20 protein-coding genes and 1 pseudogene are annotated in these 21,091 nt (G+C 72.0%); 8 read left to right on the forward strand and 13 right to left on the reverse strand.

The genetic code is table 11. From position 1 onward, the window contains the following. The first annotated feature begins 208 nt into the window (after positions 1 to 208). The 3 genes from ABGB05_RS20065 to ABGB05_RS20075 all read left to right on the forward strand — a co-directional run bounded on the left by ABGB05_RS20065 (position 209) and on the right by ABGB05_RS20075 (position 3,457). Positions 209 to 1,204, forward strand: coding sequence for an aldo/keto reductase (locus ABGB05_RS20065; RefSeq protein WP_347654970.1), 996 nt, complete (start codon positions 209 to 211; stop codon positions 1,202 to 1,204). Positions 1,205 to 1,214: 10 nt separating this feature from the next. Then, on the forward strand, positions 1,215 to 1,799 hold the full coding sequence (locus ABGB05_RS20070) for a TetR family transcriptional regulator (RefSeq protein ID WP_347654971.1): 585 nt from the start codon (positions 1,215 to 1,217) through the stop codon (positions 1,797 to 1,799). Between the two features lie 239 nt (positions 1,800 to 2,038). Continuing rightward, on the forward strand, positions 2,039 to 3,457 hold the full coding sequence (locus ABGB05_RS20075; protein ID WP_347654972.1) for a glycosyl hydrolase family 18 protein: 1,419 nt from the start codon (positions 2,039 to 2,041) through the stop codon (positions 3,455 to 3,457). Between the two features lie 56 nt (positions 3,458 to 3,513). Here the strand turns inward: ABGB05_RS20075 and ABGB05_RS20080 are convergent, their stop codons facing one another. Then, positions 3,514 to 3,759, reverse strand: a complete 246-nt coding sequence (locus ABGB05_RS20080) for a hypothetical protein (protein ID WP_347654973.1) — start codon at positions 3,757 to 3,759, stop codon at positions 3,514 to 3,516. A gap of 559 nt (positions 3,760 to 4,318) precedes the next feature. Between ABGB05_RS20080 and ABGB05_RS20085 the strand changes: the two genes are divergently transcribed. Next, the gene (locus ABGB05_RS20085) at positions 4,319 to 5,899 is read left to right on the forward strand and encodes an alkaline phosphatase D family protein (protein WP_347654974.1); all 1,581 of its coding nucleotides are present in this window, start codon (positions 4,319 to 4,321) and stop codon (positions 5,897 to 5,899) included. A gap of 45 nt (positions 5,900 to 5,944) precedes the next feature. Here ABGB05_RS20085 and ABGB05_RS20090 read toward each other — a convergent pair whose 3' ends face one another. From ABGB05_RS20090 to ABGB05_RS20130, 9 genes and pseudogenes are all read right to left on the reverse strand, one after another. Next, positions 5,945 to 6,259 (reverse strand): antibiotic biosynthesis monooxygenase family protein, encoded by a 315-nt coding sequence (locus tag ABGB05_RS20090; RefSeq protein WP_347654975.1) that lies wholly within the window; start codon positions 6,257 to 6,259, stop codon positions 5,945 to 5,947. Between the two features lie 20 nt (positions 6,260 to 6,279). Beyond that, positions 6,280 to 7,497 carry a beta-ketoacyl synthase N-terminal-like domain-containing protein gene (locus ABGB05_RS20095; RefSeq protein WP_347654976.1) on the reverse strand — a complete coding sequence of 406 codons (1,218 nt, stop codon included), beginning with the start codon at positions 7,495 to 7,497 and terminating at the stop codon, positions 6,280 to 6,282. A gap of 62 nt (positions 7,498 to 7,559) precedes the next feature. Further along, positions 7,560 to 8,831, reverse strand: coding sequence for a beta-ketoacyl-[acyl-carrier-protein] synthase family protein (locus ABGB05_RS20100; protein ID WP_347654977.1), 1,272 nt, complete (start codon positions 8,829 to 8,831; stop codon positions 7,560 to 7,562). Beyond that, the gene (locus ABGB05_RS20105; RefSeq protein WP_347654978.1) at positions 8,828 to 9,268 is read right to left on the reverse strand and encodes a cupin domain-containing protein; all 441 of its coding nucleotides are present in this window, start codon (positions 9,266 to 9,268) and stop codon (positions 8,828 to 8,830) included. Before ABGB05_RS20105 ends, ABGB05_RS20100 begins: the two co-directional genes overlap by 4 nt. Beyond that, entirely contained in the window at positions 9,261 to 10,148 is an 888-nt protein-coding gene (locus ABGB05_RS20110; RefSeq protein WP_347654979.1) for an SRPBCC family protein, read from the reverse strand. Before ABGB05_RS20110 ends, ABGB05_RS20105 begins: the two co-directional genes overlap by 8 nt. Then, the gene (locus ABGB05_RS20115) at positions 10,145 to 11,557 is read right to left on the reverse strand and encodes an acetyl-CoA carboxylase biotin carboxylase subunit (RefSeq protein WP_347654980.1); all 1,413 of its coding nucleotides are present in this window, start codon (positions 11,555 to 11,557) and stop codon (positions 10,145 to 10,147) included. The genes ABGB05_RS20110 and ABGB05_RS20115 overlap by 4 nt, the downstream gene beginning before the upstream one ends. An 18-nt stretch (positions 11,558 to 11,575) precedes the next feature. Continuing rightward, on the reverse strand, positions 11,576 to 12,103 hold the full coding sequence (gene accB, locus ABGB05_RS20120) for an acetyl-CoA carboxylase biotin carboxyl carrier protein (RefSeq protein ID WP_347654981.1): 528 nt from the start codon (positions 12,101 to 12,103) through the stop codon (positions 11,576 to 11,578). 164 nt (positions 12,104 to 12,267) lie between these two features. Further along, positions 12,268 to 13,971, reverse strand: a pseudogene (locus ABGB05_RS20125) (acetyl-CoA carboxylase carboxyltransferase subunit alpha); the annotation flags it as partial. Next, positions 13,968 to 14,321 carry a TcmI family type II polyketide cyclase gene (locus ABGB05_RS20130; RefSeq protein ID WP_347654982.1) on the reverse strand — a complete coding sequence of 118 codons (354 nt, stop codon included), beginning with the start codon at positions 14,319 to 14,321 and terminating at the stop codon, positions 13,968 to 13,970. The gene ABGB05_RS20130 and the pseudogene ABGB05_RS20125, both read right to left, overlap by 4 nt. Positions 14,322 to 14,918: 597 nt before the next feature. Between ABGB05_RS20130 and ABGB05_RS20135 the strand changes: the two genes are divergently transcribed. From ABGB05_RS20135 to ABGB05_RS20145, 3 genes are all read left to right on the forward strand, one after another. Next, positions 14,919 to 15,782 (forward strand): bacterial transcriptional activator domain-containing protein, encoded by an 864-nt coding sequence (locus tag ABGB05_RS20135; protein WP_347655029.1) that lies wholly within the window; start codon positions 14,919 to 14,921, stop codon positions 15,780 to 15,782. 173 nt (positions 15,783 to 15,955) lie between these two features. Then, positions 15,956 to 16,300, forward strand: a complete 345-nt coding sequence (locus tag ABGB05_RS20140) for a TcmI family type II polyketide cyclase (protein ID WP_347654983.1) — start codon at positions 15,956 to 15,958, stop codon at positions 16,298 to 16,300. A 22-nt stretch (positions 16,301 to 16,322) separates the two neighbouring features. Then, positions 16,323 to 17,669, forward strand: coding sequence for an NAD(P)/FAD-dependent oxidoreductase (locus ABGB05_RS20145; protein ID WP_347654984.1), 1,347 nt, complete (start codon positions 16,323 to 16,325; stop codon positions 17,667 to 17,669). 90 nt (positions 17,670 to 17,759) lie between these two features. Here the strand turns inward: ABGB05_RS20145 and ABGB05_RS20150 are convergent, their stop codons facing one another. After that, complete coding sequence (locus ABGB05_RS20150) at positions 17,760 to 18,698, reverse strand: oxidoreductase (protein ID WP_347654985.1); 939 nt, start codon at positions 18,696 to 18,698, stop codon at positions 17,760 to 17,762. A gap of 109 nt (positions 18,699 to 18,807) precedes the next feature. Here ABGB05_RS20150 and ABGB05_RS20155 point away from each other — a divergent pair, with 109 nt between their 5' ends. Beyond that, positions 18,808 to 19,242, forward strand: coding sequence for a MarR family transcriptional regulator (locus tag ABGB05_RS20155; protein WP_347654986.1), 435 nt, complete (start codon positions 18,808 to 18,810; stop codon positions 19,240 to 19,242). Between the two features lie 291 nt (positions 19,243 to 19,533). Here the strand turns inward: ABGB05_RS20155 and ABGB05_RS20160 are convergent, their stop codons facing one another. Continuing rightward, a complete protein-coding gene (locus ABGB05_RS20160; RefSeq protein ID WP_347654987.1) occupies positions 19,534 to 20,448 on the reverse strand; it encodes an oxidoreductase in 915 nt (304 codons plus the stop codon). 55 nt (positions 20,449 to 20,503) lie between these two features. Continuing rightward, on the reverse strand, positions 20,504 to 21,013 hold the full coding sequence (locus ABGB05_RS20165) for a GNAT family N-acetyltransferase (RefSeq protein ID WP_347654988.1): 510 nt from the start codon (positions 21,011 to 21,013) through the stop codon (positions 20,504 to 20,506). Positions 21,014 to 21,091: the final 78 nt, after the last annotated feature.

Genomic DNA, 21,091 nt, shown 5'->3' on the forward strand with positions numbered 1-21,091 from the left:
CGGGGCACGGGCCCTGCCGGGAGGCGGGCGGAGAACCTGCCCCGGGCCGGGTGCTACCCACTGGCACCATCCGGCTAACCACCGTCCCTGAGCACACCGGCGACCGAGGGGCTGACAAAGTTTGAAATCTGTCAGCTGTAAGCGCATACTGGAAAACCTGGGGCCGCCAGGGCCCCAGGTCAATCCTCGAAAGGCAGCGGGAGTGATCATGGAACAGCGGAATCTCGGCCGCTCCGGGCCGCGGGTCTCCGCCCTCGGCCTCGGCACGATGGGCATGTCCGACCTGTACGGGCCGGCCGACGACACCGAGAGCGTCAACACCATCCACGCCGCCCTGGACGCCGGGGTGACCCTGCTGGACACCGGCGACTTCTACGGTGCGGGACACAACGAGATGCTGATCGCCCGGGCGCTGCGCGGCCGGGACCGGAACGACGTGACGATCAGTGTGAAGTTCGGCTCCCTCCGGGACCCCGAGGGGGGCTGGGGCGGGCACGACGGCCGCCCGCAGGCGGTCCGGAACTACCTCGCATACTCGCTGCGCCGCCTCAACACCGACCACATCGACGTCTACCGGCCGAGCCGGCTCGACCCGTCGGTGCCGGTCGAGGAGACGATCGGGGCGATCGCCGAGCAGGTGAAGGCCGGTCGGGTGCGCCACATCGGGCTCTCCGAGGTGGGCGCCGAGACGATCCGCCGGGCCCACGCGGTGCACCCGATCAGCGACCTGCAGATCGAGTACTCGCTGCTCTCCCGCGGTGTCGAGACCGAGATCCTGGCCACCTGCCGGGAGTTGGGCATCGGGGTGACCGCGTACGGGGTGCTGTCCCGGGGGCTGCTCAGCGGGCACTGGACCCCGGACCGGCAGTTGACCAGCGGAGACTTCCGCGGCTCCAGCCCCCGGTTCAGCAGGGACAACCTCGCCGCCAACCTGCGGCTCGTCGAGGCGCTGCGTGGCGTGGCACGGTCGCGGGGCGCCACGGTCGCCCAGGTGGCGATCGCCTGGGTGCTCAGCCGGGGCGGGGACGTCGTACCGCTGGTCGGTGCCCGGCGCCGGGACCGGCTGACCGAGTCACTGGGCGCGCTCGAGCTGACCCTGGACCCGGACGACCTGGCCGCGATCGAGCGTGCCGTGCCGGCCGGGGCAGCCGCCGGGACCCGTTACGCAGGCCCCCTGATGCAGCACCTGGACAGCGAACGGTGAAATGGTGGTCATGGCCGACGCGACCCTGACCAGAGAACAGATCCTCGAAGCGGCGGAGGAGGTCCTCCGCCGCTTCGGCCCGGCCAAGGCGACCGTCGTCGACGTCGCCCGGGCGCTCGGGGTGAGCCACGGCAGCGTCTACCGGCACTTCGCGAGCAAGGTGGCGCTGCGCGAGGCGGTGACGGAGCGGTGGCTGGAACGGGCGCACGCGGACCTGCCGGCGGTGATCGCGTCCGACGAGCCCGCGCCGCAGCGGCTGCGGACCTGGGCCCACACCCTGCACCGGGCGAAACGTGGCCGGGCCCTGGACGACCCGGAACTGTTCGCGACCTACCTCGTCCTGGTCCGGGAGAACAGCGACGTGGTACGCGCCTCGCTCGACGAACTCGTCGACCAGCTCACCAGGATCGTCTCGGCCGGGATCGCCGCCGGCGACTTCGCCGCCGACGACGTACCGACGACGGCCCGGGCGGCCTTCCAGGCCATGGTCCTGTTCCACGATCCGGCGTACGCGGCGATGTGGGACGACCCGCAGACCAGCCGGCAACTCGACGCGGTGGTGGACCTGATCCTGGCCGGCCTGCGACCCCGCTGAGCCCGGCCGGCAACGCGTCCGGGGGCAGCGGTCCGACAAGGGAGGCGGACCGCCCGGAAGACACGATATTGACTTTCTTAGTTAACTTTCCTAATCTTTCTGCCACTCAGCACCGTCGATCCCACGCCCACGCCACATCCCTCACGACCAGGTGACGCCGGTTCCACCCCCGATCACCCCGGCGGCACCGGGACGGATCAGCGCGTGCTGACGTGCCTCCCCCGCAGAAGGGACCGACCATGTCACCCACCGCAAGCCCGGACCGGCCGTACCCGTCACGCGGTCGCCGCCTCCGGTCCGTTCTCGCCGCCGGCGGACTGGCCCTGGCCACCACCGTCGCCGGCACCGCCGTCGCCCTCGCCCCCCAGTCCCCGGCAGCGGCCGTCGTGCTGCCGAACAACTTCAAGAACGTCGGATACCTGCCGTCCTGGGCCGGCGACGTCAACGCCATCCAGTACAACAAGCTGACCCACATCAACTACGCGTTCGTGCTGCCGAACTCGAACGGCACGCTGCGCGCGGTGGAGAACCCGGGCAAACTCTCCACCCTGGTGTCCCGCGCGCACAGCAGCAACGTCAAGGTGTCGATCGCGATCGGCGGCTGGAACGACGGCGACGACTCGGCGTTCGAGGCGCTGGCCGCCAACGCCTCGACCCGGACCACGTTCGTGAACAGCGTGGTCAACTTCGTCAACCAGTACGGCCTCGACGGGGTCGACATGGACTGGGAGTACCCGGACGCGGGTACGTCGGCCAACAACTTCACCGCGCTGATGCAGCAGCTCAGCAACGCCCTACGCCCGCAGGGCAAACTGCTGACCGCGGCGGTCGTCTCCGAGGGCGGCACGGTCAACGGCGTACAACCGGCGGTCTTCGGTTACGTCGACTGGCTGAACATCATGGCGTACGACGGCGGCAGCCCGCACGCCAACTACGACTGGTCGGTCAACAGCGTGAACCTCTGGAAGTCACGGGGCCTGCCGGCCAGCAAGGCGGTGTTCGGCCTGCCGTTCTACAGCCGCCCCGGCTACTACACCTACAGCCAGCTCGTCGGGATGGACCCGGCGAACGCCAACCGGGACTGCGTCACCGTCGGCGGCGCGCAGCAGTGCTACAACGGCATCCCGACGATCAAGCGAAAGACCCAGTGGGCGATGGCCAACGCCGGCGGTGTGATGATCTGGGAGTTGTCCCAGGACCGTAACGACTCCTACTCGCTGGTCAGCGCCATCTACGACACGGTGATGGGCGGCGGCACTCCCCCGCCGGGTGGCCGGACCGGCCAGATCACCGGCATCGGCGGCAAGTGCGTCGACGTGGCCGGCGCCGCCACCGCCAACGGCACGCCGATCCAGCTCTGGACCTGCAACGGCACCGCCGCCCAGCAGTGGACGGTCGGCACCGACGGCACGCTGCGGGCGCTCGGCAAGTGCGCCGACATCACCGCGGCCGCCACCACCAACGGCGCGAAGGTGCAGCTGTACGACTGCAACGGCACCGGTGCGCAGGTCTGGCAGGCGCAGAGCAACGGGACGCTGCGCAACCCGGCGTCGAACAAGTGCCTGGACGCCACCGACAACAGCTCGGCCGACGGCACCCGGCTGCAGATCTGGGACTGCTTCGCCGGCGCCAACCAGCGCTGGCAGCTGCCCGCCTGATCGCACTGTTTCCGGAGGGGCCTTCCGCGAAGCGGCGGAGGGCCCCTCCGCACCCCTCAGCCGAGGCGGAGGTCGAGGATCCGGATCGGTGACGGCGTGGTACCGGTCGAGGCGCGCTGGTACATGATCGAGAGAATGCCGCCGCTCTCCACCCGGGTCCGGTCGACCAGCACCTCGCCGAAGGCGCCCAGCCCGGCCGCGTCGAACCGCAGCATCCAGTCCCTGTAGCCGCTGGCCCGGCTGGCCCCGAGGATCCGCCCGTACGGCAGCACGACGTAGGCGTTGTCGGCCGAGTCCAGCACCAGGCCGGCGCGGAGAGCAGGCCGGCCTCGGACCTCACGTAGTGGATGTCGCTGTCGTGGGTGTCCATCGCGACGTGCAGCCGGCCGTCGTTGGGGGAAACGCCCAGGGAGGTGGAGTTGTGCGAGTCGTTCGTGCTCAGTTGGTGCGGTAGCCGCAGCGTCTGCCAGGCGCCGCCGGGCAACTGCCGACGGGTCAGCCGCGTGCCGGGACGAGGTGTACCAGGCCGCGTACTGGTATCCGGCATGGCTGATGATGCCGTCGGCGTACGAGGCGTTGTTGACCAGCCCGTCGTAGGAGACGAAGTAGAGCGCGGCCGGGCCGGGCCGGCGGCCCGGCCGCAGCGGATCGTCAGGGCGGACACGTTCTCTCCCCTGCGCCGGGCGCCACCGGGCGAGGCCAGCTGAACGAGACCACGATACATCCACGATTTTCGATTAAAAAGCCGCGGGTACCGGCCCCGTCGTGTGGCGACTGTGTTCACCACACGTTCCGACGGGTGTCATGTCGGACCGTTGGGATGAGGGCGACCATCCGCACCACCGACCTCGGAAGGCCCCCATGTCGTCGTCCCCGCTGATGCTGCCCCGCCGTCGCTTCCTCGCCCTCGGCGGCGTCGCCGCGGGCGCGGCCGTACTCGCCGCCGACCCCGCCTCGGCGACGTCCGCCGCCGGCAGGGACCGGACCACCCTGCCGGGCTACGCGTTCACCCTCGGCGTCGCGTCCGGCGACCCGACCCCCGACGGGGTGGTGCTCTGGACCCGGCTGGCCCCGGACCCGCTGGCCCCGGACGGACTCGGCGGCATGCCCGACCGCCCGGTCACCGTCCGCTGGGAGGTGGCCGAGGACGAACGGTTCCGCCGGGTGGTACGCCACGGCGTCGAACGGGCCGGCGCCCGGTGGGCGCACTCGGTGCACGCCGAGGTGCACGGCCTACGGCCGGACCACGTCTACTTCTACCGGTTCCGGGTCGCCGACCAGGTCAGCCCGGTGGGCCGGACCCGTACCGCACCCCGGGCCGGAGCGGCGCTGACGTCCCTGAGTTTCGCCTTCGCGAGCTGCCAGGCGTACACCGACGGGTACTTCACCGCGTACGAGCACCTGGCCCGGGAGGACCTGGACCTGGTCGTACACCTCGGCGACTACATCTACGAGGGCGGGGGCGCCGGCTCGATCGGCCGCGCCCACCTGCCGGCCACCGAGACGTTCTCGCTCACCGACTACCGGATCCGGTACGCCCAGTACAAACTCGACCCGGCACTGCAGGCGGCACACGCCGCCGCCCCCTGGGTCGTCGCACCGGACGACCACGACGTGGAGAACAACTGGGCCGGTGACCACTCGCAGCCGGACAGCGAGCCGGACCAGGACCCGGCGGTGTTCCGGCTCCGCCGGGCCGCCGCCTACCAGGCGTACTACGAGAACCTGCCGCTGCGCGCGTCGTCCATGCCACAGGGCCCGGAGATGCAGGTCTACCGGCGGTTGGCCTTCGGCGACCTGCTGCAGCTCGACGTGCTCGACACCCGCCGGTTCCGCGACCAGCAGCTCAGCGACCCGTCACAGCGCTGGGAGCCGACGCGCCAGATGCTCGGCGCCAAGCAGGAGGCGTGGCTGCTGGCCGGACTCGGCGCGTCGCACGCCCGGTGGAACGTGCTCGCCAACCAGGTCTTCGCGATGGAGGCCGACCACACCGCCGGCCCGGCCGAGTCGTTCGGCATGGACACCTGGGACGGGTACGCCGCCGCACGTCAGCGGCTCTTCGACGGCGTGGCGGAGCGGCGCCTCGACAACTTCCTCATCGTCACCGGCGACGCGCACCGCAGCGTGGCCGCCGACCTGAAACTCGACTTCGCCGACCCGGACTCGCGGACCGTCGGCACCGAGTTCCTCGGCACCTCGATCAGCTCCGGCGGCAACGGCACCGACCTGGACACCCTCGGCACCACCTGGCTGGCCGAGAACCCGCACATGCGGTTCCACAACTCCCAGCGCGGCTACCAGGTCTGCCACCTCGGGCGTGACGAGATGCGCACCGACTACCGGGTGGTGCCGTTCGTCGACGCACCGGGCGCTCCGGTCACCACCCGGGCCAGCGTCCACGTACAGAGTGGCCGGCCCGGGGTGGCGCACGTGTCGGCGTGACGTCCGCGCCGGGGGAACGGGTCGGCCCGCCGACCGCGTCGGCGGTCAGCCACGCACCGCCGACGTCTCCTCCCGGACGACAAACCGGATCGACCGCGCCTCGGTCATACACGCCCGCATCGGCGCGACCAGCTCACGATGCTCCGGGCTGCGTTCCCACGCCTCGAAGTGGTTGAGCGACACCCACTCGCTGGTGATCAACCACTGTTCCGGGTCGGTGGTCGACTCGCAGACCTGGTCCACCAGATGCCCCGGCACCCCCTCGGCGACCTGGTAGCGGATCTGCTCGTACGCCTTCAGGAAGTCCTCGGTGCGGTCACGCGGGACCCGCATCAGGAACAGCACCCTGGCCTTGGCCATCGTCGATCCTCCTTGCCGTGTCAGGCCGGGACCCGGCGCAACAGCACCGCGCTGTTGAAGCCGTCGAAACCGCGGGCGCCGACCAGTGCGGTGGCGACCCGCCTCGGGTTGACGTCCCGGACGAAGTCGAGGTCACAGCCGACCGCCGGCCGGTCCAGGCCGGCGGTCGGCGGCAGCACGCCGTGTCGCATGGCGAGCAGCGCGGTCGCCACGTCCAACGCCGCACCGCCCTGGTGCGCCCGGCCGGTCAACGCCTTCTGGCTGCTGATCGGCGGCGGACGGGTGCCGAAGACGGTACGCAGCGCGTCCGCCTCGCTCCGGTCGTAGCGGGGCACCCCGAGTGCGTCCGGCACCACCACGTCCACCGCCGCCGGATCGACCGAGGCCCGGTCCAACGCCAGCCGCATCGCCCGGGCGTACTGGGCACTGTCCACCCCGTCCGGGGAGCCGGTGTGCCGGGCGTCGTGGCTGGCCCCCCAGCCGGCCACCTCGGCGTAGACGGTGTCGACACCCCGGGCCCGGGCATGTGCCAACTCCTCCACCACGAAGACGGCGCCGCCCTCGGCGGGTACGTACCCGCTCGCCGCCACGTCGAACGGCCGGTACGCCCGCTCCGGATCGGGACAGGTGCTCAGCAGTCCACTCCGGAGCTGGCAGGTCAGCGCGTACGGGCTCAGCGGGCACTCGGTGCCGCCGGCCAGCACCACCGGGGTGCCCCGCCGGACCAGCCGTACGGCGTGCGCCAGGCTGTCCAGACCACCGGCGGTCTCGGCGGCGAGCACCCCGCACGGGCCCTTGAACTGGTGCCGGATCGACAGTTGCCCGACGCTGGCCGCGTAGAACCAGGCGATCGACTGGTACGCCCCGACGGTGCGCCCCGGTCCCCGCCAGAGCCGCTGCAGCTCCCGCTGGCCGAACAGGTTGCCACCGGAGGCGCTGGCCAGGGTGACCGCGTAACCGTACGGGTCGTCGGCGAGTTCGGGCAGGCCGGCGTCGGCGAGCGCGAGCCGGGTGGCGGCGAAACCGAGATGGGTCCACCGGTCGGTCTGCACCATCCGCCGGTTGTCGACGTGCTGCAGGGCGTCGAAGTCGGCGACCTCGCCGGCCAGGGTCACCGGGTAGCTGCTCGGGTCGAAGAGGCTGATCCGGCCGATCCGGTTCTGCCCGGCGAGCAGACACTTCCAGTGCGCGTCCGCGCCGATGCCGCTCGGTGCCACCACCCCGATCCCGGTGATCACCGCCCGACGTTCGGATCCGTCGCCGACCGGCCCGTACGGTGCTCCGGCATCCGCCGGCCCGGTCACCGTCGGCCCCCGTCGTGGCGGGTGAAGACCATGGCCGACTGGAAGCCGCCGAAGCCGCTGCCGACCGAGAGTGCCACGTCGACCTGGGCCTCCCGGGCCACGTTCGGGACGTAGTCCAGGTCGCACTCCTCGTCGCGGTTGGCCCAGTTCGCGGTCGGCGGCACGACCCCGTGCTCGATCGCGAGCGCGCAGGCGGCCATCTCGATCGCGCCGATCGCGCCGAGCGAGTGCCCGATCATCGACTTGATCGAGCTGATCGGCACGTCGTACGCGGCGCCGCCCAGTGCCCGCTTGAACGCCGCCGTCTCGTGCCGGTCGTTCTGCCGGGTTCCCGAGCCGTGGGCGCTGATGTACGACACCTCCCCCGGGTCCCGCCGGGCCTGCGCCATCGCGTCCCCGATCGCCAGCCCCATCTCCACCCCGTCCGGTCGCAGTCCGGTCATGTGGTAGCCGTTGCTCCGGTTGGCGTAGCCGGCGACCTCGCAGTAGATCCGCGCCCCACGCCGCCGGGCCTGCTCCGCCTCCTCCAGGACGAGCACCGCGGCCCCCTCGGCCAGCACGAATCCCTGCCGGTTTCGGTCGAACGGTCGGGAGGCGTGCGCCGGGTCGTCGTTGCACGGCGTGGTCGCCTTGATCGCGTCGAAGGAGGCGACGGTGACCGGCGAGATCGGACTGTCCGACGCGCCGGCGAGCACCACGTCCGCCTCGCCATCCTCGATCAACTGGTGGGCGTAGCCGATCGCGTCGATGCCGGAGGTGCAGCCCGTGGAGACGACCTGGGCCGGACCGTGCAGCCCGTGCCGGCAGGCGACGTCGGCGGCCAGGCTGCTCGGCATCAGCGCCTGGTACAGGAACGGGCCGGCCCGCTCCGGGTCGACCAACCACCGCGCGCCGCCGTCGCTGACCCGGACGTACTCCTGCTCCAGCAGCATGGTGCCGCCGACCGCCGAGCCGAGTACCACCCCGGTCCGGTCCCGCAGCGCGTCGGTGAAGTCCAGTCCGCTGTCGGCGAGTGCCTCGATCGAGGCGGCCAGCGCGAACTGGACGTACCGGTCGGCGCGCCGTTGCTCGGGCACGGTGAGCCCGGCGCGGACCGGGTCGAAGTCGCACTCGGCGGCGATCTGGGACCGGAACGGCGACGGGTCGAAGAAGGTGATCCGCCGGGTCGCCGTCCGGCCGGCGGTGATGGTGGCCCAGAACTCGTCGCGGGTGACCCCGCCGGGGGCCACCACCCCGATCCCGGTCACCACCGTACGCCGCCGGTTCATGGCGCGGCTCCCGCCGGCGCGTTGGTCGGGCCGGGCCCGAGCACCGGGGCGGCGCCCGGCTCGGTGTCGACGTGGCCGAGTTCCGGGCGCGGGGCGAGCGGGCCGAGGTGGAACACCACCTCCGCCGGTTCGCTGGCGACGTTGCGCAACCGGTGCCGGACGTTCACCGGGACGTAGAGGGCCTCGCCGGCGGCCACCGGCACCGGTTCGTCGTCGAGGTCGACCACCAGCGCGCCCCGGGCCACGTACAGGAACTCCTCGCTGTACGGGTGGTAGTGCTCGGCGATCCGTTCGCCCGGGTCGAGGTGCGCCACCCCCATGAAACCGGAGCTGCTGCCCACGGTGCGCGGGCCGAGCAGGACCCGGAGTTCGGCGCCGCGCCGCCGGTCCGGCGGTACGTCGCCGGTCGCGACCAGGCGGCGTCCCGGCTCACTCATCGCCGGATCCGTCGGCCGGGGTGGCGGCGAGTTCGACCGCGATCCGCTCGATCTTGTCGCGGATGATGTCGAGCTGGATCCGGCTGTTCGCGTTGATCCGGTCGGTCATCTGGGCGGTGTTGACCGGAGCGGTCGGTCGCATCTCGAAGTCCTGGGTCCAGGTCATCCGGGTGCCGCCCGGCACCTCGTGGTAGCGCCAGTGGATCCGCATGTACTCGAAGGGCCCGGTCTCCACCCGGTGGGCGTTCACCTCGCGCCGGACCGGGTCGGCGGTACGTTCGCTGACCCAGCTCCACACCACGCCGTTGTCGTCCGGGTACATGGTGAGCCGGAACCGAACGGTGTCGCCGTGCTGCTCGAGGATCTGCACCGACTGGTACTCGGTGAACAGCCCGGTCCAGCCGGCGACATCGTTGGTCAGGTCCCAGACCAGATCCAGCGGCGCGGCGATCAGCATGCTGTTCTCGGTGTGGCCGGGCCGACCGGTGGCGCCGGACCGTGGGGCCGGCGCCGCCGTACCCGCCGGGCCGGAGCCGCCGAGCGCACCGGCGTCCGACGAGCCGGCGCGCGGGCGTTCGGCGGCGTCGAGTTGCCCGGCGACCAGCTCGGCGATCTCGGTGATGCTGAGTCGGGTGGCCTGTTCCGGGATGTCCGCACGGTAGCGGTCCGCGACCACGGCCTGGAGTTCGAGCAGGGCCAGCGAGTCCATGCCGAGTTCCTCCAGGGAGGCGGTCGGCGCGGAGGCCGCCGCCTCGGCGTCCAGCCCGCAGTGCCGGACCAGGATGTCGGTGATCTCCACGGCGGTGACCGTGGAGCCGCCGTCGTGCGTGGTGCTGGGTTCCGGCCCGGTGGCTACCGGATCCTCGTGCCTGACGGTCATCTGGTTCTCCTCATGGGAATCGCGGAACTCGACGGTGACGGTTCCCCGCCGGGTGGATCGGCTGTGCCCAGCAGGCGGTCGACCAGGCCGGTCGTGTACCGCCCCTTGCGGAATCCCGGGTCCTCGAGGACCCGCCGGGCGAACGGGATGGTGGTGTGCACGCCGGGACCGGCCACCTCGAACTCGCGCAGTGCCCGTTCCATCCGGCCCAGCGCCAGGTCCCGGTCGGGTGCCCAGACGACGACCTTGGCCAGCAGCGAGTCGTAGTACGGGCCGACCAGGTATCCGGGATGGCCGTGGGTGTCGACCCGGGTGAACGGCCCGGTCGGCGGCACGAACCGGGTCAGCCGGCCCGGGGTCGGTACGAAGCCCCGCGCCGGGTCCTCGACGTTGATCCGGCACTCGATCGCGACTCCGGAGGCGCGGACGTCCTCCTGCCGCAGCCGCAGCGGCACCCCGCCGGCGATGTGCAGCTGCTCGTGCACCAGGTCGACACCCGTGATCATCTCGGTGACCGGGTGCTCGACCTGGATCCGACAGTTGATCTCGATGAAGTGGAAGCGTTCCGCCTCGTCGACCAGGAACTCGAAGGTCCCCGCACCGGTGTAACCGACCCGCAGCGCGCCGCGCAGCGCGGTCGTGGCCAACGCGTCGAGGGTCGCGCTGGAGAGCGCGGGCGCCGGCCCCTCCTCGACCAGTTTCTGGTGCCGCCGCTGCACCGAGCAGTCCCGGGTGCCGAGGTGCACCCCGTTGCCGTACCCGTCGCAGAGGACCTGCACCTCGACGTGTCGGGCCTGGGTGAGGTAGCGCTCGACGTAGACGCGGTCGTCGCCGAACGCGGCCTGCGCCGCGATCCGGGTCCGCTCGTACGCCGGCACGAACTCCGCGGCGGACCAGACCACGGTCATCCCCCGGCCACCGCCGCCGGCCGCCCCCTTGATGATCACCGGGTAGCCGATCTCGTCGGCGACCGCCCTGGCCTGGGCGGCCGTACCGACGGTCGCCAGGCTGCCGGGTGACAGTGGCAGGCCGGCCTCGGCCATCAGCGCCTTCGCCCGCGACTTGTCGCCGAGGGCCGACATCACCTCGGGCCGGGGGCCGACGAAGACCAGGCCGTTGTCGGCGCAGATCTCGGCGAAGTCCGGATCCTCGGAGAGGAAACCGTAGCCGGGGTGCACCGCCTCCGCACCGGTCTGCCGGGCCGCCTCGACGATCGCCGCCGCGTTCAGGTAACTGTGCCGGCTGTCCGGCGGTCCGATGCAGACCGCCTCGTCGGCCAGCCGTACCACCGCCGAGTCCCGGTCCGCGGCCGAGTACACGGCGACGCTGCGGATGCCCAGTTCCCGGCAGGCCCGCGCGACCCGGACCGCGATCTCGCCCCGGTTGGCGATCAGGACCTTCTCGAACACCGTCGCACCGTCCTCGACTCACGCCGGTACCAGGGCGAGCAGCGGCTGTCCGAACTCCACCGGATCGCCGTCGCCGACGAGCACCTCGACGACCCTTCCGGCCTGTTCGGCCACCACCTCGTTCATCAGCTTCATCGCCTCGACGATGCAGACCACCTGTCCGGCCTCGACCCTGTCGCCGACCTCGACGAACGGCGGTCCGCCGGGCTCCGGCGACCGGTAGAAGGTGCCGACCAACGGCGCCGGCAGGATCCGGCGTACGTCGGTGACGTCCTCCTCCCGGACCGTTCCGTTCGACGGCGGCACGGCGGGCACCGGCGCGACGTCGAACGGCGACGTTCCGACCCCATCCCCCGGCGTCACCGGTTCGGCCTGCCATTCGATCTCCAGCACCGCGTCACCCCGGCGCAGGTGGATCCGGCGCAGTGGACCGGACGTCTCGGCGAGCAGCCGGGACGCCTGTCGACGCAGTTCGGCGAGTTCCGTCCGGTCGCCCTCGGCGCCGGCGTCGACGCCGTTGACGGCGTCGGGCGACACGGTGACCATCAGGACCTCGTTCCGGTCGGCAGCACAACCACCTCGGTCCGGGACGTCCCGGACCACAGCCCCGCGGGTACGACGGCCGGAGCGGCACCCGGTACGGCAGCCGGTACGACGCCCGAGGCGGCAGCCGGTACGACGCCCGAGGCGGCAGCCGGTACGACGCCCGAGGCGGCTCCGTACCGGCGGAACCGGCGGCGCCGACGCCGGACCAGTTCGTCGGCGGGCACCTCGGACAGGGGGGCCAGGGTCTCCAGCAGGGCCTGGCGGAGCAGCGCGGCGGCACCGGCCGGATCCCGGTGCGCGCCCTCGGCCGGCTCCGCGACGATCCCGTCGGCGACGCCGAGCCGGAGCAGGTCGGGTGCGGTGAGCCGGAGGGCGTTGGCGGCCCGGGGTACCGCCGCCCGGTCGTTCCAGAGGATCGCCGCACAGCCCTCGGGGCTGATCACCGAGTAGACCGCGTTGCGCAGCATCAGTACCCGGTCGGCGACAGCCAGGGCGAGGGCCCCGCCGCTGCCGCCCTCGCCGATGATCACCGCGACGACCGGGGTCCGCAGGCCGGTCATGGTCAGGATGCTCTGGGCGATCGCCGCCGCCTGGCCCTGCCGTTCGGCCTCGACCCCCGGGTACGCCCCGGGCGTGTCGATCAGGGTGACCACCGGCAGCCGCAGGCCGGCCGCGAGCCGCATCACCCGCATCGCCTTGCGGTAGCCGGCCGGACTCGCCATGCCGAAATTACGTTCCCGCAACTCCCGGGGATGGTGGCCCTTCTGGTGTCCGACCACGGCGACGTACCGGTCGCCGAGCCGGGCCAGGCCGGCGACGATCGCCGGGCAGTCGACGCCGAGCCGGTCGCCGTGCAGTTCGACGAAGCCGTCGAACGCGGTGGCCAGATAGTCCAGGGTGGTCGGCCGGTCGGTGTGCCGGGCGGAACGGACGATCCGCCAGGCCTCCGGCTCCGTCGCCGGACCAACCGGGCCGGAGCCGCCTGCGGTCAGCGTCGATCCGACCGCCGGCGGTCCGGCCGGGCCCGCGGGGACGGCGGGGACGGCGTTCCCGGCCCGTCCGGTACCGGTGGCGGCGAGCAGCCACCGCAGCCGCGCCGGCAGGTTCCGGCGCTGCACCACCATGTCGACCTGACCGTGCCGCAGCAGGAAGTCGCTGCGCTGGAAGCCGTCCGGCAACGTCTGGTGGATGGTCTGCCGGATGACCCGGGGACCGGCGAATCCGAGTCGGGAACCGCTCTCGGCCACCACGACGTCGGTGCAGGTGGCGAAGGAGGCGGCCACTCCCCCGTACGTCGGGTCGGTGATCAGGCTGATGGTCGGCAGGCCCGCCTCGCGCAGGGCCGCGATCGCCTGACTGATCGTGGCCATCTGCATCAGCGCGAGCACCCCCTCCTGCATCCGCGCGCCGCCGGAGGCGGTGACGAGCAGGAGTGGCAGACGCTCGGCCAGCGCCCGCTCCGCGGCCCGGGTGATCAGTTCCCCGGTCACCGAGCCGAGACTGCCGCCGAGGAACCGGAAGTCCATCACCGCCAGGACGAGCCGGTGACCGCCGAGCGTGGCGGTACCGCAGAGCACCGCCTCGGCCAGCCCGGTCGCGGCCCGCGCGGCGGCCAGCCGCTGCGGGTACGGCACGGAGTCGACAAATCCGATCGGGTCGACCTGGACCGCCGGATCGGGCAGCGGGTCGAAGCTGCCCGGGTCGACCAGCTGACGGATCCGCTCCGGCGCGTCGAGCCGCCGGTGGTCCCCACACTCCGGACAGACGTCGAGGTTGCGCCGCAGCCGCTTGCGGTAGAGCAGGGCCGGGCAGGCCTGGCACCTGATCCACGACGGCCGGTCGGGGTCGGTGAACGCCTCCGGGGTCATCGCCCACCTCCGGTCGAGCCGGCGGTCCCGGCCGGGGCGTCCCAGCGGTAGAAGCAGCGGGCCATCGCGTCCGCCGGACCGCGCCAGGTCGCCAGGTACGGCGTGACGTGCGGAGACAGCCGCTCGCTCACCCGGACGAACTCCGGGTGCCGGCGTACGCTCTCCACCGCGGCGGCGCCCGGATGCTCGGTCTCGATCAGGTGGACGTACAGGTCGTGCAACCGGAAGAGCGAGCGGTGCCGTACGCCGACGAGGCGCGGCAACTCGGTCCGGTCCGACTCGGCGAAGATCCGCGCCACCTGTTGTTCCGCGGCCGGAACGACCTTCGCGACGATCAGTGAGCGATCCATGGGGCAGCCTCCCTGGGCCCAAGTCCCGCACTCCGGGATCACTGGCAAGCGGATCCGGGCCGCACGGCGAGGACTGCCCTGGTGGCGGTCCCCCGACTGCGGCCTCGTCCGGACGACTGGGAACCACCCTGCTGGTGGCCTGTCACCGCGTCGTCACCCGAGCAGGTCCCCGGATGAATTCCACTGGTGACGCTCTGGTGACGGAAGACCGGCACAATACGCCCGCTCGGGCGCTCCGAGCTCTGCCGAACGGACCGGTCGACGCGGGCTTATTAGCAGCTCAGCCGGGATGTCATCGGATCACCCGAGCGGGTCGGATTGCTGACCAGCCAGTTGACCGAGCGTAACGACGATTGATAGCGTTCGTCACGCTCTGAAATATCCGGCTGGCCGAATCCGACGCCGGCCGGCCGGGCGGCGTCCGGAGCGCCGCCGGCGGGGCAGGACGGCGGAACGCGGCGCCGTCCAGCGGAGCGGGCTCCGGGACGCTGACTTCCGGGTGCAGGAGGGTGGGCCGTGACCTCTCGGCAGAGCACGCGGCACGGCGATGCGCACGGGCCACCGGCCCGTCAGTCCGACCCGTCGTCGCCCCGCTCGATCCAGCTGCTGCTGCTCGACGGATTCGGCCTGCTGCACGACGGGGTGCCGGTCGCCGTACCCCGGGGTCTGCAGCGGATCGTCGCGCTGATCGGGTTGCGGCCGGGCGCGACCCGGGCGCACCTGGCCGGGCTGCTCTGGCCCGACACCTCCGACGACCGGGCGATGTCCTCGCTGCGGACCGCACTGTGGCGACTGCGCCAGGACGGCAACTGCCCGCTGCTGGTCACCGGCGACACGGTCCGGCTCGACCCGGTCGTCGCGCTCGACGTCGACGAACTCGTCCGGACCGCCGACGAGGTCCGGGACGGCGGCGACCCGCGCCGGGCCGCGAAAACCATCACCAGCGGCCGACACGACCTGCTGCCCGGCTGGTACGACGACTGGGTCCTGCTGGAACGCGAACGGCTGCGCCAGTTGCGGTTGCACATGCTGGAGGAGATCGCCCGTGGTCATCTCCGGGCGGGACAGCACGGCGAGGCGTTGCAGGCGGCGCTGGAGGCGGTCCGGGCCGAACCGTTGCGCGAGACGCCACACCGGTTGATCGTGGAGACGCATCTGGCCGAGGGAAACGCCTACGAGGCGTTGCAGGCCTTCTACGTCTACCGGGACCTGCTGCTGCGCGAACTGCAACTGGAGCCGTCCCCGGCGATGTCCGAGCTGCTCAGTGATCTGCTCGCGCCGATCCCCCGGCCGACCATCACCCGTTCGCCCCGGCCCCGCCCGTATCCGGCCCGGCCCGGCCCGTACGACGCGGCCCAGCCGGCCCCGCCCACCCCGGGTCGGGCGGTGTCCCCCGGTACGGCCCGGCCCGCGACAGCCACCGACCGGTCGCCGCTGTCGGCGATCCCCGGCCGACGCTGACCCGCACCAGCGGCCGACGCCGACCTGCCCACGATGGGCTCATCGTGTCCGGTCCGGCGTCACCCACGCGTCAACCGACGGCAACGGGCCGCGGCCGACGGATGATGGCCGGGTGACGTGGTCGGGGCGATGGTGACCGGGCCGACCGCCCTTCCCACCACTGAGGAGCCGACATGAACCGTGTGCTGATCGTGGGCCGGATCGTCCCGGGCACCGAGGAGGAGATCGCGAAGATCTTCGCCGAGACGGACGAGACCGACCTGCACACCGTCACCGGGGTGCGGCACCGCTCGCTCTACTGTCTCGACGATCTCTGTCTGCATCTGATGGAGACCGAGGACGACGCGCCGGCCCGGCTGGCCCAGGCGAACCGGCACCCGCTCTTCGTCACCGTCCAGGAGCGGCTCGGCGCCTTCGTCTCGCCGTACTCGCCGACCTGGCGGTCGCCCCGCGACGCGATGGCCCGGTGCTTCTACCAGTGGAACGGTCCCGGGTCGGCGACCGGCGACGTCCGCTGATCCCGGCGACGGGAGAGTTCCGATGACCGACGAACCGTTGCACGTGCTCATCATCGGCGCCGGCACCGGCGGCATGTGCCTGGCGCACGGACTGCGCCGCGCGGGGATCAGCGTGGCGGTGTACGAGCGGTACCGCACCCGCAGCGACGGCCTGCACGGCTACCGGGTGGGGATCAACCCGACGGGCTGCCGGGCGCTGCGGGAGTGCCTGCCGCCGGAGCTGTTCCAGACGTTTCTGGCCACCACCGCCCGGCCGCCCCGGTACTTCAACGTGCTCACCGAGCAGCTGCACCGGACGGCCTCGTTCCCGCTGCGGCCGGACGCCGACCCGACCAGCATCGACCAGTCGGTCTCCCGGATGACGCTGCGCCAGGTGCTGCTCACCGACATGGAGGACGTCGTCCACTTCGGCCGGACCTTCACCCACTTCCAGCAGCGCGACGGCCGGGTCACCGCGTACTTCGCCGACGGCACGTCGGCCACCGGGGACCTGCTGGTCGCGGCGGACGGCACGCACTCGGCGGTCCGCCGGCAGTACCTGCCGCACGCGGTGGTCAAGGACGCCGGCAGCATCAACATCGCCAGCAAGATCCCGCTCACCGAGTACACCCGGAGTCTGCTCTCCGACGAGGTGCGGCAGGGCATCTCCCTGATCTTCGGGGCCGGCGGTGTGATGGGCGTGCTGCACGTGATGGAGTTCAAGTGGGATCGGCGCGGTGAGATCAAGCCGGGGATCGGGGTCACCGACGCCAGCATGATCTCCAGCTGGCCGGGCCTGCTCTACGACAACACCCGGGACCACATCAACCTGATCATCTGGACCACGGCGAGCCGGTTTCCGGCGAACGTCATGGAGCTGCGCGGCGAGCCGTTGGCGCAGATCGCCCTGGAGCTGACCCGCAACTGGCACCCGAACCTGCGGGAGCTGCTCCGGCACAGCGATCCGGGCAGTGTCGTACCGGTCAAGGTGGCCACCTCGGTGCCGGTCGAACCGTGGCCGAGCAGTCACGTCACGCTGCTCGGCGACGCGATCCACACCATGACGCCGGGTCGGGGGGTGGGCGCGAACACCGCGCTGCGGGACGCCGCGCTGCTGCGCCGGGAACTGGTCGCCTGCGCCGCCGGTGCCAAGTCGCTGCTGTCCGCGGTCGCCGACTACGAGGCGGAGATGATCCGGTACGGCTTCGCCCGGGTCGCCGACTCGCTGCGGACCAACGGCACCAACGGCGACGACCGGATCTACAAACCGGTCATCGGTCGGCTCGCCATGCTCGCCGCGCGAGGCTACTTCAGTGTGACCAGTCGGGTGCCGCCGCTGCGCCGCAAGTTCGTCGACCAGCTCTACGAGTACCGGGGCGCGGACGGCTGACCCGGACCGCGGTCGGGGCGGCGCCGTCCACCGGGGCCGCGCGGGCCTCCCCCGCCCACCGGGGCGAGAGCCGGAGCCCGGCCAGCCTGGTCAGGCCACCGGGGTGAGCCGGAGTCCGGTGACCCGCTCCGAGACGTCCCAGAGCCGTCGGGCGAGCGCCGGGTCGTCGGCGGGCGGGACCAGCGGGACCGGCCCGGGCCGCATCCGCCCCGTCCGCCGCTGTGGACCGACGTAACTGCCGCCGGGCAGGTCCGGGACGGTGGCCGCGTAGAGCAGCGGCAGCGCCCCCTGCTCGGCGTCCCGGCCCAGCGCCGCGCCGATGACGGCGACCACCAGACGCTCGACGGGCGTCCGGGCATTGTCCTGCATCGGGGTACGCGCCATGCCGGGGTGGGCGAGCAGGCTGCGGACCGGCGAGCCGCTGGCGCGCAGCCGCCGGTCGAGTTCCACCCCGAACAGCGCGTTGGCCAGCTTGGAACCGACGTAGGCCCGGCCGGGCGAGTAGCCGCGTTCACCGGCCAGGTCGTCGAGGTCCAGCCTGCCCCACGGATAGAGGGCGGAGGTGACGGTGACGATCCGGGGGTCGGTGCCCCGGGTCAGGCTCTCCATCAGCCGCAGGCTGAGGGCGAAGTGACCGAGGTGGTTGGTGGCGAACTGGCTCTCGTACCCCTGTGGGCTCAGCCGGTGCGGCTGGGTGGCGATGCCGGCGTTGTTGATCAGGACGTCCGCCGGCCGCTCCTCGCCGGCGAGCGGGTCGGCGAAGGCCCGTACCGAGTCCAGGTCCAGCAGGTCCAGCGCTCTGAGTTCCAGGTCGGCCGCGGGAAGGAGTTCGCGGAGCGTGCTGGCGGCCCGCTCCCCCTTCGCCAGGTCCCGGACCGCCATGACCACCGACGCGCCGCGGGCCGCCAACTGCCGGGTGGTGATCAGACCGAGTCCGCTGCTGGCGCCGGTGACCACGATCCGGCGGCCGGACAGGTCCGGCAGGTCGTCGGCGGTCCACGTCTCTGAGCGGGTCCGTGGTGTTGACATCGGTGCCTCCTGGGCACGTCAGGACGCCGACAGCCGGCGTACACCCTTGAAATTCTCAAGCATTTCCATGACAAACTCAAGGAGACTCTCAAGGAGTTATACTGATCACGTGGCCGATACGCAGCTCACCGGCACCCTGGTGGACCAGGTCGTCACGTTGGCCCAACGGACCCTCGACGACCTGCGGGACATCCTGCGTACGCTCGACCTGACCGAGCCGGTCGCCAACCTGCTGTGGCTGGTGGACCCCGCCGCGGACCCAGCACCCCTGCGCCAGCTCGCCGAACGGCTGCACTGCGACCCGTCGAACATTTCGCTGATGGCGACCAAGCTGGAGGAACGGGGTCTAGCCGAGCGCCGGCCACACCCCCGGGACGGCCGGGTCCGCACCCTGGTCCTGACCGATGCTGGGAAACGGGTCCGGGCCCGGCTCGCCGACCGGATGGAGACGGCGTCACCGCTGGCCGCGCTCAGCACCACCGAGCAGCGGCAACTGCACCAGCTGCTGTCCAAGGCCCTGGGCACCCACCGCAGCGGGCGGTAGCCGGTAACCACCCGACCCGTCCCTGGGCCGACCGGATCAGCGGCCTCACCCTGGTTCGGCTGCTCGGCCGCACCGCCGGCCTGGTCGCCGCGCTGGCGCTGCTGCACCCCGATCCCGCCGCGTCGGCTCCGGCCACCGCCGACGCCGGCAGCGGCACGCCGCGCCCGGCGACGCGGTACTCCCGGCCGCATCCGAGCGCTCGCCGGGCCGACGGCCCGGCCACCGCACAGCGGCCGGGCCACGGTACAGCGCGGACCGGGCCGGTCGCCCGGGTCGGAACCGGCTGGTGCGTCAGGAGGAGGCGACATCCTCCATTGGATCGCGGTGGATGGAATCCAGCAGGGCCAGATCCTCGCCACTGAGGCGCAGCGCACCGGCGGCGACGTTCTGCCGCAGATGGTCCGGGTCGCCGGTGCCCGGAATCGCCAGCACGTGCGCCCCCTGGTGCAGCGTCCACGCGATGCGAATTTGGGCCGGGGTCACGCCGTGCGCCCGGGCGACGGAGTGGACCGCCGCGTTGTCGATGCCGCTCGAACCAGACTCACGGCCGGCGGCGGCGATCGCGAAGAACGGTACGAAGGCCACGCCCCGCTCGCCGCAGACGCGTACGAAGTTGTCGTGGTTGCGCCGGTAGTCGATCCCGTACGGGTTCTGCACACAGACCACCGGGGCGATGGCCTGGGCCTGGTCGAGGTGCTCCGGTCTGACGTTGGAGATACCGAGATGCCGGATCAGCCCGGCGTCACGGAGTTCGGCCAGGGCGCCGAAGTGCTCGGCGATCGACTCGAGACCGTTCTGGCGCAGGTTGACGACGTCGAGGTGGTCGCGGCCGAGCTGACGCAGGTTCTCCTCGACCTGGCCGCGGAGCTGGTCGGGCCGGGCCAACGGCAGCCACCCGCCGGACGGGTCCCGGCCGGGACCGACCTTGGTGGTGATCACCAGGTCGTCGGGGTACGGGGCCAGTGCCGTGTTGATCAGTTCGTTGGCGGAACGGAGCGCCGAGAAGTAGAAGGCAGCAGTATCAATGTGGTTCACGCCCAGCTCGACGGCCCGTCGCAACACGGCTGTGGCCCGGTCCCGGTCGCTGGGGGTGCCGTCGGCGGCGGCGGTCAGCCGCATCGCACCGAAACCGAGCCGGTTCACCGTCAGGTCGCCGAGCGTCCAGGTGCCCGATGCCCCGGCGGTAGTGATCAGGTCCGAAGTCATCTGCAAAGCCTGCCAGTTCATCGCAGCCCGCCCCGAGGGGGAGTACGTTCCGAGGTCAGGGAAGATCGCGGCACATGCAGACCCGGGGCCACTCGTCCAGTCCGAGTGCCGCCTCGTGTGCACGGATCGCCCGTAGTCCCGGGGTCAACTCGGAGTTGTCAAGGACCCGGAAACCGCACCGCCGGTAGTAGGGCGCGTTCCACGGCACCTCAAGGAAGGTGGTCAGGGTCAGCGCCGGTACGCCGTCGGCCACCGACCGGCCGGCGACGTACTCGATCAGGGACCGGCCGATGCCGCGCCGCGCGTACCCGGGATGCACCGACACCTGCTCGACGTGGACGTTGCCGTCGACCTCGTCGGTGAGCAGGTAGGCCACCGGATGGTCGTCCGGATCGGCCGCCGTCCAGATCCGACCGGCCTGCCGGAACCCGGACAGCGCCTCGACCGTCGGCGGCTCGTGGTCGGCGACCTCCGGCATGCCGTACTCCCGGAAGGCCTCACCCGCCGCCAGTTCGATCTCCCGCAGGAGTTCCAGCTCGTTCTCCGCAGCCTGTCGAATCCGCACCGCGCTATTCTGCGCCGGAGCCATCACCAGGGCCCGCGAATATCGGTCCCCGCCGGGCGTACCTTCCGCTGCGACGTG

The sequence above is a fragment of the Plantactinospora sp. B5E13 genome, assembly GCF_039871775.1.
Lineage (GTDB): Bacteria > Actinomycetota > Actinomycetes > Mycobacteriales > Micromonosporaceae > Plantactinospora.

Excerpts from the sequence above, each read along its gene's own strand:
- ABGB05_RS20065 (WP_347654970.1), top strand. The coding sequence starts at position 209 with ATGGAACAGCGGAATCTCGGCCGCTCCGGGCCGCGGGTCTCCGCCCTC.
- ABGB05_RS20070 (WP_347654971.1), top strand. The coding sequence starts at position 1,215 with ATGGCCGACGCGACCCTGACCAGAGAACAGATCCTCGAAGCGGCGGAG.
- ABGB05_RS20075 (WP_347654972.1), top strand. The coding sequence starts at position 2,039 with ATGTCACCCACCGCAAGCCCGGACCGGCCGTACCCGTCACGCGGTCGC.
- ABGB05_RS20085 (WP_347654974.1), top strand. The coding sequence starts at position 4,319 with ATGTCGTCGTCCCCGCTGATGCTGCCCCGCCGTCGCTTCCTCGCCCTC.
- ABGB05_RS20090 (WP_347654975.1), bottom strand. The coding sequence starts at position 6,259 with ATGGCCAAGGCCAGGGTGCTGTTCCTGATGCGGGTCCCGCGTGACCGC.
- ABGB05_RS20100 (WP_347654977.1), bottom strand. The coding sequence starts at position 8,831 with ATGAACCGGCGGCGTACGGTGGTGACCGGGATCGGGGTGGTGGCCCCC.
- ABGB05_RS20105 (WP_347654978.1), bottom strand. The coding sequence starts at position 9,268 with ATGAGTGAGCCGGGACGCCGCCTGGTCGCGACCGGCGACGTACCGCCG.
- ABGB05_RS20110 (WP_347654979.1), bottom strand. The coding sequence starts at position 10,148 with ATGACCGTCAGGCACGAGGATCCGGTAGCCACCGGGCCGGAACCCAGC.
- accB (WP_347654981.1), bottom strand. The coding sequence starts at position 12,103 with ATGGTCACCGTGTCGCCCGACGCCGTCAACGGCGTCGACGCCGGCGCC.
- ABGB05_RS20130 (WP_347654982.1), bottom strand. The coding sequence starts at position 14,321 with ATGGATCGCTCACTGATCGTCGCGAAGGTCGTTCCGGCCGCGGAACAA.
- ABGB05_RS20140 (WP_347654983.1), top strand. The coding sequence starts at position 15,956 with ATGAACCGTGTGCTGATCGTGGGCCGGATCGTCCCGGGCACCGAGGAG.
- ABGB05_RS20145 (WP_347654984.1), top strand. The coding sequence starts at position 16,323 with ATGACCGACGAACCGTTGCACGTGCTCATCATCGGCGCCGGCACCGGC.
- ABGB05_RS20150 (WP_347654985.1), bottom strand. The coding sequence starts at position 18,698 with ATGTCAACACCACGGACCCGCTCAGAGACGTGGACCGCCGACGACCTG.
- ABGB05_RS20160 (WP_347654987.1), bottom strand. The coding sequence starts at position 20,448 with ATGACTTCGGACCTGATCACTACCGCCGGGGCATCGGGCACCTGGACG.